This window comes from Bacillus sp. 5w2 (genome assembly GCF_054353775.1).
The window spans coordinates 55,841-69,140 of the sequence record NZ_JBTIWT010000008.1; the positions used below are offsets into that span (position 1 = coordinate 55,841).

Sequence of the window (13,300 nt, forward strand, 5' to 3'; positions counted from 1 at the left end):
ATTACACTTAAACATCAGATGATATACTCAATAACATCTGATGTTTATGAGAGGAGAAAATGAAATTGAAACATCAAGGACGAACTTATTTGTATATACTAGCACTATTTTTTGTTTCCATTAATTTACGTATCGGAATTACATCTATTTCACCTTTATTAGAAACCATCCGACAAGACTTAAATATAAGCAATTTTTCCGTTAGTTTTTTAACAGCTATTCCTGTTTTTTGTATGGGGACATTCGCCTTACTGACTGGGAAGGTAATTAAAAAATATGGGGCAGAAAAAGCAATTATGGCTTGTCTTATTTTAATTGGCTTTGCTACATGTATGAGGGCTTTTACCTCTTCCATTTCCACATTATTCGCGAGCTCTTTATTTATCGGCATTGGAATTGCACTTGCAGGTCCGTTACTATCAGGTTTTATTAAAGAAAAATCCCCTACGAAAATCGGCTTAATGATTGGAATATATTCAGTAGGCATGGGAACTGGCGCTTCTTTAAGTGCAGGATTAACGATTCCTTTACAACATGTATTAAAAGACGATTGGAATATGGCACTCGCTTTTTGGGGTGTACTTACTATACTCGCTATTATATTTTGGTATCCGGTTATGAAACGAAAAAAGAATACGAGTACACAAGATAAAAAGAATAATAGCTTACCTTTAAGAAATAAAAAAGCATGGTTGTTCACAATCTTTTTCGGACTACAATCAGGAATCTTTTATTCCATTACGACTTGGCTTGCGCCGGCAAATCAAAATATGGGTGTCAGTAGCGAACAAGCTGGTACTCTTATAACTGTTTTTACAGTTGTTCAAATGATATGCAGCTTTTTAATTCCAACATTAGCGGATATTTATAAAAACCGAGCACTTTGGTTATTAGGGAGTATATGCTTTGTACTCGTAGGTTTATCGCTTATGATTTACCCACTAACTACACCATGGATCCCTACTATTTTACTAGGTATCGGGCTCGGCGGCGTATTTCCACTCGCTCTTATGCTACCGCTATATGAAACAAAAACTTCAGAAGATGCGAGTGCATGGACTGCTATGATGCAGTCAGGAGGATATATTATGGGCGGATTCATTCCTGTCCTAGCAGGAATCGCTCGTGATTATTTTAATAGTTATACGCAAGTTTTTATTATAATGACACTTTTAAGCTTCCTTTTATTCCTATTAACTTTAGTCATGAATAAAAGGAAAAGAAATGTAGAAGATCTTGTCTCCGCTTAAATTAAAAATGTTAATATATGGTATGATTTAATTAAAAACGAAAGGAGCTTCTGACATGTGGTTCATTTCGGCAATCGCGCCTGTTGTAATAGTTGGTGGAATTGTAGTATTTGTAATTAAAAGATTGGAACATAAATATAAGAACGGAAAATTAGGTAAAAAAAAATCTCAAAAAGCTCAACTGTTATTAGATAGTTTAATACCTATAGGAATGCTTGTCGGCTGTATAATCGGTTTGATTTTCGGCATGTTTTTCCCCGATTTCTCACTGCTTTCAGTTAGTTTAGGAGCTGGAATAGGCTATTTATTTGGATTTTTCGCCTATGAATTTTATAGCAAGACAGGAAACAACTTGTCCTAATCCAAAAAGAATAAGCGGGACAGTACATAATAGTCATATAAACTATGTACTGTCCTTTATTTTTGCATCAACACTATCACCTTACCTTTCACATCCTATACACCTTTTTTATTGATTTTCCTCTCCTCCCTCTCTCGTATATCCGCTTTTTTATTTTCACTAGATCTATACCCATAGTAAAGTAGCGCACATGTAATAACTGAACCTACAATGTAGCCTAAAAAACACCCTAACCAAAACAGAATGTAATCGCCTCCATTCATTATAAATTTTATGTAATATAACGCTTTACATGCTCAATCGTTTATTTCTATAAACTATACACTCTCTAAACCTATTCATACCATGATTTCTCTCCTTACCCCAAATAACAATTTTATTATTTATCATAAAGTTAACACTCTCGTTAAACATATATAAAGATTGTTGTATTTCTTACTTTTCTCCTTGAAAACAATATATACTACATTTGAAATAAGTGGGTACGTCTGCTTATTATCTAAATTCCCGTGCAATATCCCTCACGAAATGCTAGGAGCAATCCTAGCATTTTTTACAATAACGTTTTGCTTATTTTAAACATATGTACAGTATAGTTTTTTCAGCTTATCCTTTAAGCGGTTATATCATTTTAGCGAGCCAGTACATTCGCCATCATCTTATTTTTTGTACTTATAATACGCCATCAACTCTTCTTCATTTTAACTTTAATCATGAAACAAAAAAATCCCCTCAAAGCATGAACTTCAAGGGGGAGCCTGTTTTTTATTTAATTATATACGTACAGCTGTACCACTTACAGCAACCATTAACATCCCATCACGAACAACTTCATAATCTACGTCAATACCAACGATAGCGTTCGCACCTTTTTGTTTTGCAAGTTCTTTCATTTCATCCATTGCGATATCACGAGCTTCTTTTAGCTTGCTTTCATAAGAACCAGCACGACCACCGACAACATCACGAACGGAAGCGAATAAATCGCGGACAATATTTGCACCCATAATAGCTTCACCATTTACAATATCGATATACTCAATAATTTCTTTACCTTGAATTCCAGACGTTGTTGTTACAATCATGACTGACACTCTCCTATAACTTATAATTTTTGATTAGCTTTCTTATGTCTTTATTATGACATGGAACAAGCAACGAATCTATTGAATTACCTTACAGGAGTGTGACAATTTTGTAAGAATAAAACGCCTATTATGTTTAATAAAGCGCTTTAACATTTGGATACATAAATGATTCTCTATTTTCTCTCCAGTCCTTTTCTACTTCTTTGAAAGTTGGTCGTCCTAATTCTTCATTGTTTTCCTGTTTACGAAACCATCTCTTCACATACTGATCTCCATTTTTATTTTGAACTGTACAAAGGAAACTATTACTACTATCCTTTAATATTTTCACAATCACGAATAGACACCTCTCTCTTTTTCAATAACGTAATAGAACTTGATCTTTTACTATAAGCCCTTCCTCTCTTATAGTCATACGACTCCTCGGTCGCGCCAAAGTTGTAAGACCAAAAACGATATTCACTATGTTTACATTTTTCATCATTTTATTTAAAGAAATCAGAGTTATAAGCATTATGCTTATCAAATATTTTATAAATTTCTAACTTATCATCTAATTTTGCATCTACTAAAATTAATATATTTCCATCGTAAATGTATTCTTCATATTTCTTAGCGTGTTCTTCAGGGATTCCTAAGCCGATAAATGCTCCTATTAAACTTCCAGCTCCTCCGCCAATACCGGCTCCTCCAACAGCTGCTGCGATAGGTCCCGCTGCTACGATTGGACCCATCCCAGATACGGCAAGTATGCCAAGGCCGGTTAATAAACCACCGAGTCCGCCTGCTACTCCTCCTGCCACAAGCCCTGTCGCTGAAAAGATATCCGCTTTATGTGCAGTTTCATTATTTACTTTTTCACCCGATTTTTCTTCCAGATGTTCAATTTCCTTTTGATCCTTCGCAATAGCTGAAATGTTATCTTTTGCATATCCTTTTTCATTTAATTCATTAATAACGAGTGCCGCATCATCAATTGTTCTAAAAATACCTACTATTTTTCTATCTACATCCATAACTATTAACCTCCTAAAGTTTTATATATTGTATCTTTATCTTTCTTCATTTCTGTATACACTAATTTTCTTATTAACATAACCATTTACGAAAAAAGCGAATAGTAAAAGCATTACAAGCGAACTACTTAACAAGTAAATTAAATCAAACGTAATATCAATCATCATTTCATTCATGTATACTAGACTCCTTTTTATTTAAAGTAAAAGTATATTTTTATAGACTAGAAATCTTATCATTCCTCTTCAGCCAATCTCTTTGTAGTATATGTATACCCTTCGTAACCCTTTCTAAACCTAAAAAACTATAATTATATTTTTTCGTATTTATATGTTTAACATTTTTTAAAACGGGTATGTTTATATTGTTATGCTTACTATACAGAAAGGAATATTTCGATGAATGCCATTCACTCTACTACTATTTCTTATAATGAAACACCTACAATAACTCAGATTCATCATTTTTATGCTTTAATGACAACATTTCAAACGAATTTATTTATAAGTAAACACGGGACACTTACTTCTATTAAAAACTTAAGTACATTAATATCCTTTTTCCTTACTGTAAAAAAGAGAGAGCTTGTATTATTTATCTTTGAAGGAATAGATGCAAAAAAAGCTTTAAGAACACTCTTTCCTTCTTAAAAGTTTTATAATCCCCCTATTCCCTCGATTGTTACTTTTCATATATCTTTTTATATTTCAAAATGATTTCCTCTATTCAAAACGAGACCCCCTAATACAATAGGGGGATTTCTAGTTTGGCCTTACGAAAACTGATATAATATATATTACGTTTTTCATTCTTTACAATAGAAAACTTTTACTAACCTTGAAGGTAGGAATTTTTAATGAATCCGAAAGCAAAATTTAGTATTCGCTACAAAATTATGGCTGGTTACTTAGTTATCATTTTGTTCTTACTTATTTCTTTCATTATGCTAAACAATGAGATTTCTAATTTACAAAAATCTCGTAATTTTATTATTGATCACGATTTTAAAGTTCTTAATTTAACGAATCAAGTGGAGAAAGAGCTGCTAACAATTGAAAATAAAGCGAAAGGATTTATCACTTCTAATAACCCTAATTACGTTCAATCCCTTAACGCTGCGGAAAAGGATTACGAAAAACATTATCAAGATCTTTTTGCTTTATTAGAGGATAACCCCTCTCAGCAAGAAAAATTAAAACAGATTAATGAAAACATTACTAGTTGGATTAATAAAGAGATTCACCCATTCATTACGAATCACAATAGTAATAACATACAAGCAATCGACACGGCTCAAATTCAATCATTACAATCACAGCTAACTAACTTCCGTAGTGTAGAGGAGCAACTAACAAAAAAAAGAGCTGCACAATTAGATACTGAAAATAATAAATTAGAGATTTGGTTATACAGTTTATTGTTCTTACTTTCTTGTATTTCTATTATCATTTCACTCTATATTTCGAATTCCATTACAAAAACGATTAAAAATGTAATTCAAGCTATTACATCCATTTCTTCTAAAGAAAAAATTACGGAAAGAATTCATGTAAACACCCATGATGAAATAAAAGAGCTTGCTCATACAACGAACCATCTACTAGACGAAATATCTAAAAGAGAGTGGTTACAAACCGAGCTTGCAGAATTAATTTTAATGTATCAAGGTGTACCTTCTATTGAGATGTTGGGTAACAAAATTCTTAGTGGAATGATACAAAAAACGCAAATCGCTTGCGGTGCATTCTATGTACGTGAAGAAGTTGAAGAAACTGTCTACTATGTGAAAAAAGCTTCTTTCGCCGATCAAATTTCTGATATTGGAAAACAATCCATTAAAATGGGTGAAGGTTTAATTGGGCAATGTGCTTTAGAAAAACAAAGCTTTATTCTTCGAGACATACCCGAAGAGTTTCGTTACGTTACTACTGGATTATTAGAAATACGTCCCAAAAATCTACTAGTCATCCCTATTTTATTTGAAGATGAAGTTATCGCAGTAATGGAGTTAGTAAGTGTAACTGAGATTTCAGATTTACATCAAGATTTAATTCAACAAACCGTTGATAATCTAGGCTTAACAATCCATAGTATTATGGGACGTATGCGAATTCAAAATCTTTTACATGAATCACAAGCAATGACGGAAGAGTTGCAAGTTCAATCAGAAGAATTGCAAACACAAGCTGAAGAACTACAAATGCAAGCCGAAGAATTAAGAACAACGAATGAACAATTAGAGTCTAGAACTGAAGAGGCCGAGCAGAAGACAACTGACTTACAAATTGCTAAATCAGAATTAGAAGAAAAAGCAAGCGAGTTGTTACGTAGCTCAAAATACAAATCAGAATTCCTAGCAAATATGTCACATGAATTACGCACACCGTTAAATAGTATTTTACTATTATCTGAAATGTTAAGAGAAAATCATGATAATCATTTATCTGATGATGAAATTGAATTAGCAACCGTTATTCATTCATCAGGGAAAGATTTACTTACTTTAATTAATGACATACTAGATTTATCTAAAGTAGAAGCCGGAAAACTAGATGTAATTTTTGAAGCAACGAACATAAGTGACATGGCAGCAAATATGCATCAAAACTTTTTACATATAGCTGCACAAAGAAATGTCGAATTTACGATTGAAGACAGTGATACGATTCCTGATCTGTTTTATACAGATGCAAAACGGGTTGAACAAATTATTAAAAACTTATTATCCAATGCATTTAAATTCACGGAAAAAGGATCTGTCTCTTTACATTTCGATTCAATAGAAACAACCAATTTGAGTCATGATATGCAGTCTATCAGTAATGATTGGATTACAATTTCAGTAAAAGATACTGGTATTGGTATCGCTAAAAAACAGCATCAACTTATTTTCGAAGCCTTTCAACAGGCAGATGGAGCAACGATTCGAAAATATGGTGGTACAGGCTTAGGTTTATCTATTTGTAAAGAGTTTGCTAGATTATTAGGTGGTTGGATTACGTTAGAGAGTCATATAGGAGAAGGCAGTACTTTTACCGTATATATTCCTAACCTTCCAAACGGATTACATGATATACAGGTATCCAATTTAGAAGTCGCAGCAACGATAGATGACGTTATTCCTGCTGAAGTTGTCGAGGAAACTATCGTGACGCCAGAAACAAATAACGTCTTCCAAGAGAAAACTATTTTAATTGTCGATGATGATCATCGAAATATATTTGCATTACAAAATGCATTAAAAAAACAACATGCCAACATTATTACTGCACAAAACGGCATAGAGTGTTTAGACATACTAAAAAACAATACAAATATTGACCTTATTTTAATGGATATTATGATGCCGAATATGGACGGTTATGAAACGATGGAACATATCCGAATGAACTTAAGGTTACATGAAATACCTATTATCGCATTAACTGCTAAAGCAATGCCAAATGATAAAGAAAAATGTTTATCTGCTGGCGCTTCAGATTATATAAGTAAACCATTAAATTTACATCAACTCTATTCGGTAATGAGTGTATGGTTAATAAAATAAGTGAGGTTTAGTTTAAGTGGAAAATAAGTATTATAATTTTGATCCATCTGTAGATATGGATAAGCGCACGAACTTAGAAATTGAATTACTATTGGAAGCGGTATTTAAACTATCAGGATTTGATTTTCGACAATATGCTCGCACATCTATTTATAGAAGAATTTGTAATCGAATGCAGCTCTCTCATATCCCTACCATTTCAAAATTAATTGAAAAAGTAATTCATGAGGAAGGGGTTTTAGAACAGTTATTAAATGATTTCTCCATTAATGTAACTGAAATGTTCCGTAACCCTAACTTTTTTAAAGCGCTAAGAGAGCATGTGATTCCTGAATTAAAAAAGTATCCTGAAATTAGAATTTGGCACGCTGGATGCGCAACTGGTGAAGAAGTATTATCAATGTCCATCTTACTTCACGAAGAAGGATTAAGTGAAAAAGCTGTTATTTACGCAACAGATATGAATACAGATGTGTTAGAGAAAGCAAAACAAGCTATCCTTCCGTTAAATAAAATGCAAACTTATACGAAAAATTATTTACAAGCTGGTGGTACACAAGCATTTTCTAACTATTATTCAACAGATAATCGTTTCGCTTATTTTAATCCTTCTCTTTTACAAAACATTATTTTTGCGCAGCATAATTTAGTAACTGATCAATCTTTTAACGAATTTCATATTATACTTTGCCGTAACGTTTTAATTTACTTTACGAGTAAACTTCAAAACCAAGTACAGCAACTATTTTATGAAAGTTTAGGTCACAATGGATTCCTATGTTTAGGAAATAAAGAAACTCTTCGTTTTTCAGATATAATGCCGCATTATATCCAATTTAATCCTAACGAACAAATTTATCAAAAAATACAATAAAAGCGTATGAAATCCTCTGTTTGGATTTCATACGCTTTTTATTTCGCATTCGTTTGTATCATAATTAGACACATATCATCTGATTGTGCTTTCTTCTGTTCTTCCTTATAAAACCCTTCTATCTCTTCTTCTAAATCTCCCCATTTTCTTCCTGTAAAAGTGCGTAGTTTCTCTTCAGACTCAAATTCATCATTTGCAATTGCTTCAAGTACACCATCTGTAAACAATACGATTTGAGCGTTCTTCTCAAAAGGTATAACTGTCTTCTGAACTTTTATTTCATCAAAAAATCCTACCGCACAACTCCCGCGATCTAGTTCAACTACATTTGTTTCATCAACTAAAACATATCCAGAAGGATGTCCTGCATTTACATATTCAATTGTTCTATTTTCTGTATTCACTACTAAGTATATCGCTGTAAAATAATATGGAATGTTGTCATTCTCATTATGTAAAAGAGTCATATATTTATTTAAGTCTTTAATAACGAGTTCTGGATCGATTAAACATTTAATCGTTTCACGTAATACAGACGAAATAAACATACAAACTAATGAAGCAGATACACCATGTCCCATCACATCTAATAATATAATACCGTAGCGATTTTCATCGATTTTATACCAATAATACATATCTCCAGCTAGTTTAAATGAAGGTAAGTAACTTGCTTCAATTTTTATATGCTCTTCTCTTAATGGGCTACTTAATAAGTTTCTTTGTACTTGTGTAGCTAAATCTAGTTCATTTCGAAGATTTTCTTCTTGTTCTTTATGCCAATTTAATTCCGATTTCAAGCGTAATGCTACACGCATACGCGCTAACAATTCAACTTTATTTATAGGTTTCGTAATATAATCCATTGCCCCCATATCAAGAGCCTCAGCTAATTTATTCGCATCTTCTAAAGCTGTTACAAAAATAATAGGAATATCTTTAAACTTCTCCTCTTTTTGTAATCGCCTACAAACTTCAAGTCCATCAATTTCAGGCATCATGATATCTAATAAAATTAAATCTATTTCATTATGCCTGGAAGAATCTTTTCCAAAATGAATGTATTCGAAAAGCTCTTGTGCAGAATTCAGCGATACAAGATCCTGATATCCGGCTTGTTTTAAAATTTTTTCAATTACAAAGATATTAACCGGATTATCATCGACAATTAAAATGGACACAAGTTATTTCCCCTTTTCGTATTTAAAATGTAAATCTATTATCATTTTCTATTTTTCTAGTATTACATACTCAGTTATAAAATGAAAATTTCCTACTCAAACATATTTTTTATACAGAAAAAGAACAAACCCCCAGAAATGAGAGTTTGTTCTTTCACTCTATAAATTTCCACTTTTAATTTAGCACCATTGCTTTATCATTTAAAAGACGATCCAATTCTTCCATATGATTTGTTTCATCTGCAATCATATCTTCTAACTTTACAACTAACTCTGTCATATTTAATTTCGCTGCCTGTTCTTTTCTCGTTTCATAACGCTTAATTGTTTCATATTCTGATTGTCTAGCGTATTCTAACATTTCTCTAACATCTTCTACTTGTTTCACTGGTAAAGGGATTGTAGTAGGTGTACCACCTAGCGTCTTAATTTTCTCCGCTAAATATAGGGCATGTCCTTGTTCATCACTAATTTCAGATTCAAAGAAAGGTTTTAACACTTGTCTATATATACCAGAAACTGTAGCTGCATTATGGTTATACATAATAATTGCTGAGTATTCTCCTGCTAAGTCTTCATTCAATCCTTCGATTAGTTCTTTCACATCGTGTGACATTTTCATATCTCCTCCTATACTTAATAACTACCCCTTTTCTCATGTTTTAAACATAATTATTTAAAATTTTTATGTATCTAAAAACGCCGCTTGCTTCAATTTACTTATCGCTTGTCTTTTAATACGAGAAACGTGCATTTGTGAAATACCTAACCGTTCCCCTGTATCCTTTTGATTTAAATTTTCTCCAAATATATAATGAATAACACTCTTTTCTGTCTCATTTAATACGTTAAAAATATCCTCTAAAATGAGACGTCTTTCTGTCTGTTCATATCCTTGCTCTACTTCACCTACAGATTCAATTCTCGCTACCGAACTTCCATCAGATGAATTTTCTACTACATCATCTAAGGAAGATACTCGATAATTATTTTTAGCATCCATAATTTCTAGAACTTCCTCTTCTGATAGTCCTAAATGATCCGCAATCTCTATAATCTTCGGTGAACGTTGCAGGTGATCTGTTAGCTCCTCTATCGCAAGTTTAATTTTCCCGCCCAAATCTTTAATTCGCCTCGGAACATGAATGCCCCATGTTTTATCACGTAAATACTTCTTAATTTCCCCTACTATCGTAGGTATTGCAAACGGCTCAAAAGCATTTCCTATCGAATAATCATACCTTCTTATTGCGCCTAAGAGCCCTAACATCCCTACTTGTATAATATCCTCATGCATCGGCCCGCCTTTCGAATAGCGATATGCAATGGAATATACGAGATTTTTATAATGGTCAACTAACCTTTCCTGTGCTTCATCACATTGGTTTTGTTGAAATTCTGCAATTAGTTTAATAACGTCTTCTTTAGTAAGAATTGTAGGTTGAGATTGGATTTCCATCATTCTCCACCTGCTCTCTTTGTATATATTTTGTCATTAAAACTGTCATGCCCTCATCATGCATGATTTGTATATCATCCATTAACGTATTTATTAAATATAAACCTAAACCATTTTCCGGCAAGTTCTCTACTGGTTTATTAATATCATACGGACCAACTTTACTTTTTAAGGTGCTAAAATCAAAACTAACCCCATTATCCGCAACCATAATTTCTAATCGATCTTCATATAGACCAAAGACAATTGTAATCTCTCCAACGTCTTCTTTATATGCATGTTGTACAATGTTTGTACATGCTTCACTAATAGCAATTTTCATATCTTCTATATCGTCATAAGCAAAGCCCATTCGATTCGCAACACCAGCCATTGTTAAACGAATAATAGCGACATATTCTGCCTTTGCAGGAATTTTCATTTCTATCTTTTCAAATCTCTCCATCATCCCTAGTCACCTTCTTTCTACTTTTTCAAAATCGGAATTCAAATTTAATATTTCTGTTAATCCTGTAATATCAAATAATCTCTTTAACCTTTTAGATACACCAATAAACTCTAGTTTCCCATCATTTTTCTTAACTGCTTTTAATAAGGCTATAAAAACGCCTAAACCAGTACTATCCATATACTCTACCTTGTTAAAATCTACTACGATATAAACCTCTTCCTCGCTTGCAATAGGCATGATCTTATTTTTTAAATCTGATGCCGTATACGCATCAATTTCACCATTAAGTTGTACCGTATAACCTAAATCATTTTGCAAAATATTTATTGCCAAATTCATCATTTCCGCCCCCTTATCTAAAACTTCTACTATGTAATTACCCATAAAAATTAGTTTTAAACATATTTTTTAATTTTAATTATAAATAAATTTTCTACACCTTTCCCAGCTTCATGCTTAAAAAATACTAACAAATGTTTAAACCTTATAAATTTGTGTATGTATTATGTATAAACATTATTTTTAGGGGGATCTATCTATGGAAGAGCACAACTTTAAAAAGGGAGATTTCGTTCAATTTTCTTATCGACACGATCATGCTACAAAATTAATTGGTTCCATTATTAACATACTAACGAATACAATTGTAGTGGATATAGGTAATAGCGAGGATTTATCTCATATAGAACCAAGGCAGGTCGTAAGAATAAATAATTGTAAGAAAGTAACAATGGTTTAATACATAATAGAAAGTGTAATTTTCATGAGTGGGGAATTCTTTATTCCCCACTCATTCGTATGCAGATTACATAAAAAAAGCATCCAAATTATTTTAATTGGATGCTTTTTTATGTATTTTTATCAGTTCATTAACTTTATAGCTGTATATAATAAACTTAAGATTACTATTCATTATCATACTTACGCTTTCCGTAGCATTCTAGAGAAGAATGTAACGATTAAAATAAAGACGATTGCACCTAATAACGCTGGAAGAACAAAAATGCCTCCCCATTCAGGACCCCAATGACCAAATAACGCACTACCTACCCAAGATCCAATTAAACCAGCAATCACATTACCAACTATACCTAAAGGAAAGTCTTTTCCTGTAATCATTCCAGCTAACGCCCCAATAAGTCCACCTACAATACACGTAATAATAAGTCCCACAATTAGACCTCCTATATATTTTTATAATGGATTTATCAAGCTTTGGCGTTTAACCAAAGCTTGATAAACATGTATTATTCTTTGTTATCCAATCCATCACTTATCTTTTGTTTCACTTTTCCGACTTTTTCTTTTACAGTTCCCTTCGTCTTCTCCCACTTCCCTTCATTTTTTAACTCTCTATCTTCTGTAATTTCACCAATTCCTTCTTTTACTTGTCCTTTTTTCTTTTCAACTTTACCAGTAATTTGTTCTTTTAGCCCGTTCTCACTCATATTTACAATCTCCTTTTCGTAATAGATTTATAGATTTAAAGGGTATACGTGCATCTTCTTTCTTGTAACCATTCACCGACTCTTTCTAAATCCTTAACGAATAACAAGATTTTCCCTTCATCCAGCTTTTCTTCGTAGAAGTTCGCTTCTTCCTCATTAAGCCCTAACTCCTGCATCTTATTTCTTAACTGATCTCCCGTTTTTTGAAAGACATTCATAATGCTTGTACCAAGTCCTTCTTCTTTTATACCAATTGTATTCACGTCTGCATTGTCTGCGATTCTATCTGTCCTTTCTTTCTCATGTGTTAATACGTAAATATCTTTTTGGTCTATTCCTTTCTTCACTAGATCATTCGCTGCGTTCATGACCTCTTTCTCCGTAATAAATTCATATACAAAAGGTTTACTATACTTCGTTTCCATCTTTAACTTCCTCCTTTAAAATGAATTATTTGTTATATTATATGTAGTACACCCATTTTCGAAATGTTAAACATAAAATATGAAAAAAGTTATGTAAATTTTGATTTTAATAGAGAATGAACAACATAATTTACCACTTTAAAACATCTTCTCCTTACAATAACTACCTGAAATAACAGAAAATTGTTATAATTAAACA

Annotated in this window: 18 protein-coding genes; 6 read left to right on the forward strand and 12 right to left on the reverse strand. The window is 32.4% G+C overall.

Annotated elements, in window-relative coordinates; all coding sequences use genetic code 11:
* Positions 1-59: 59 nt before the first annotated feature.
* Together ACXY7N_RS15390 and ACXY7N_RS15395 are read left to right on the forward strand one after the other, a co-directional pair.
* Positions 60-1,250, forward strand: coding sequence for an MFS transporter (locus tag ACXY7N_RS15390; RefSeq protein ID WP_488592454.1), 1,191 nt, complete (start codon positions 60-62; stop codon positions 1,248-1,250).
* A gap of 55 nt (positions 1,251-1,305) precedes the next feature.
* Positions 1,306-1,611 (forward strand): hypothetical protein, encoded by a 306-nt coding sequence (locus ACXY7N_RS15395; protein ID WP_016133823.1) that lies wholly within the window; start codon positions 1,306-1,308, stop codon positions 1,609-1,611.
* 773 nt (positions 1,612-2,384) lie between these two features.
* Here the strand turns inward: ACXY7N_RS15395 and ACXY7N_RS15400 are convergent.
* The 4 genes from ACXY7N_RS15400 to ACXY7N_RS15415 all read right to left on the reverse strand — a co-directional run bounded on the left by ACXY7N_RS15400 (position 2,385) and on the right by ACXY7N_RS15415 (position 3,892).
* Complete coding sequence (locus ACXY7N_RS15400) at positions 2,385-2,696, reverse strand: YbjQ family protein (protein ID WP_000637510.1); 312 nt, start codon at positions 2,694-2,696, stop codon at positions 2,385-2,387.
* Between the two features lie 136 nt (positions 2,697-2,832).
* Complete coding sequence (locus ACXY7N_RS15405; protein ID WP_016089036.1) at positions 2,833-3,036, reverse strand: DUF4028 family protein; 204 nt, start codon at positions 3,034-3,036, stop codon at positions 2,833-2,835.
* Positions 3,037-3,184: 148 nt separating this feature from the next.
* Positions 3,185-3,715, reverse strand: a complete 531-nt coding sequence (locus tag ACXY7N_RS15410) for a general stress protein (RefSeq protein ID WP_016089037.1) — start codon at positions 3,713-3,715, stop codon at positions 3,185-3,187.
* Between the two features lie 36 nt (positions 3,716-3,751).
* A complete protein-coding gene (locus ACXY7N_RS15415) occupies positions 3,752-3,892 on the reverse strand; it encodes a hypothetical protein (RefSeq protein WP_016089038.1) in 141 nt (46 codons plus the stop codon).
* Positions 3,893-4,114: 222 nt separating this feature from the next.
* On the opposite strand from ACXY7N_RS15415, the gene ACXY7N_RS15420 reads away from it, so the two are divergent.
* The 3 genes from ACXY7N_RS15420 to ACXY7N_RS15430 all read left to right on the forward strand — a co-directional run bounded on the left by ACXY7N_RS15420 (position 4,115) and on the right by ACXY7N_RS15430 (position 8,137).
* Positions 4,115-4,366, forward strand: a complete 252-nt coding sequence (locus tag ACXY7N_RS15420) for a hypothetical protein (protein WP_016089039.1) — start codon at positions 4,115-4,117, stop codon at positions 4,364-4,366.
* Between the two features lie 206 nt (positions 4,367-4,572).
* Positions 4,573-7,263 carry an ATP-binding protein gene (locus ACXY7N_RS15425; protein ID WP_016133822.1) on the forward strand — a complete coding sequence of 897 codons (2,691 nt, stop codon included), beginning with the start codon at positions 4,573-4,575 and terminating at the stop codon, positions 7,261-7,263.
* Between the two features lie 16 nt (positions 7,264-7,279).
* Positions 7,280-8,137: a CheR family methyltransferase gene (locus tag ACXY7N_RS15430; RefSeq protein WP_016133821.1), complete on the forward strand. Its 858-nt coding sequence runs from the start codon at positions 7,280-7,282 to the stop codon at positions 8,135-8,137.
* A 38-nt stretch (positions 8,138-8,175) separates the two neighbouring features.
* Here ACXY7N_RS15430 and ACXY7N_RS15435 read toward each other — a convergent pair whose 3' ends face one another.
* From ACXY7N_RS15435 to rsbV, 5 genes are all read right to left on the reverse strand, one after another.
* Positions 8,176-9,318, reverse strand: coding sequence for a fused response regulator/phosphatase (locus ACXY7N_RS15435; protein WP_074651656.1), 1,143 nt, complete (start codon positions 9,316-9,318; stop codon positions 8,176-8,178).
* A gap of 175 nt (positions 9,319-9,493) precedes the next feature.
* Complete coding sequence (locus ACXY7N_RS15440; RefSeq protein WP_000017756.1) at positions 9,494-9,934, reverse strand: ferritin-like domain-containing protein; 441 nt, start codon at positions 9,932-9,934, stop codon at positions 9,494-9,496.
* Positions 9,935-10,003: 69 nt separating this feature from the next.
* Positions 10,004-10,780, reverse strand: a complete 777-nt coding sequence (sigB, locus tag ACXY7N_RS15445) for an RNA polymerase sigma factor SigB (protein ID WP_016089043.1) — start codon at positions 10,778-10,780, stop codon at positions 10,004-10,006.
* Positions 10,743-11,225 (reverse strand): anti-sigma B factor RsbW, encoded by a 483-nt coding sequence (gene rsbW / locus ACXY7N_RS15450; RefSeq protein WP_088083404.1) that lies wholly within the window; start codon positions 11,223-11,225, stop codon positions 10,743-10,745. The genes sigB and rsbW overlap by 38 nt, the downstream gene beginning before the upstream one ends.
* A gap of 6 nt (positions 11,226-11,231) precedes the next feature.
* Positions 11,232-11,570, reverse strand: a complete 339-nt coding sequence (gene rsbV / locus ACXY7N_RS15455) for an anti sigma b factor antagonist RsbV (protein WP_488592455.1) — start codon at positions 11,568-11,570, stop codon at positions 11,232-11,234.
* 196 nt (positions 11,571-11,766) lie between these two features.
* Between rsbV and ACXY7N_RS15460 the strand changes: the two genes are divergently transcribed.
* Complete coding sequence (locus ACXY7N_RS15460) at positions 11,767-11,967, forward strand: methyltransferase (protein ID WP_000390991.1); 201 nt, start codon at positions 11,767-11,769, stop codon at positions 11,965-11,967.
* Positions 11,968-12,149: 182 nt separating this feature from the next.
* Here ACXY7N_RS15460 and ACXY7N_RS15465 read toward each other — a convergent pair whose 3' ends face one another.
* The 3 genes from ACXY7N_RS15465 to ACXY7N_RS15475 form a co-directional block, all read right to left on the reverse strand.
* Positions 12,150-12,401 carry a GlsB/YeaQ/YmgE family stress response membrane protein gene (locus ACXY7N_RS15465; RefSeq protein WP_000522903.1) on the reverse strand — a complete coding sequence of 84 codons (252 nt, stop codon included), beginning with the start codon at positions 12,399-12,401 and terminating at the stop codon, positions 12,150-12,152.
* Positions 12,402-12,475: 74 nt separating this feature from the next.
* Positions 12,476-12,676 carry a CsbD family protein gene (locus ACXY7N_RS15470; protein ID WP_001293463.1) on the reverse strand — a complete coding sequence of 67 codons (201 nt, stop codon included), beginning with the start codon at positions 12,674-12,676 and terminating at the stop codon, positions 12,476-12,478.
* A 35-nt stretch (positions 12,677-12,711) separates the two neighbouring features.
* Entirely contained in the window at positions 12,712-13,101 is a 390-nt protein-coding gene (locus ACXY7N_RS15475) for a YflT domain-containing protein (protein ID WP_000448813.1), read from the reverse strand.
* Positions 13,102-13,300: the final 199 nt, after the last annotated feature.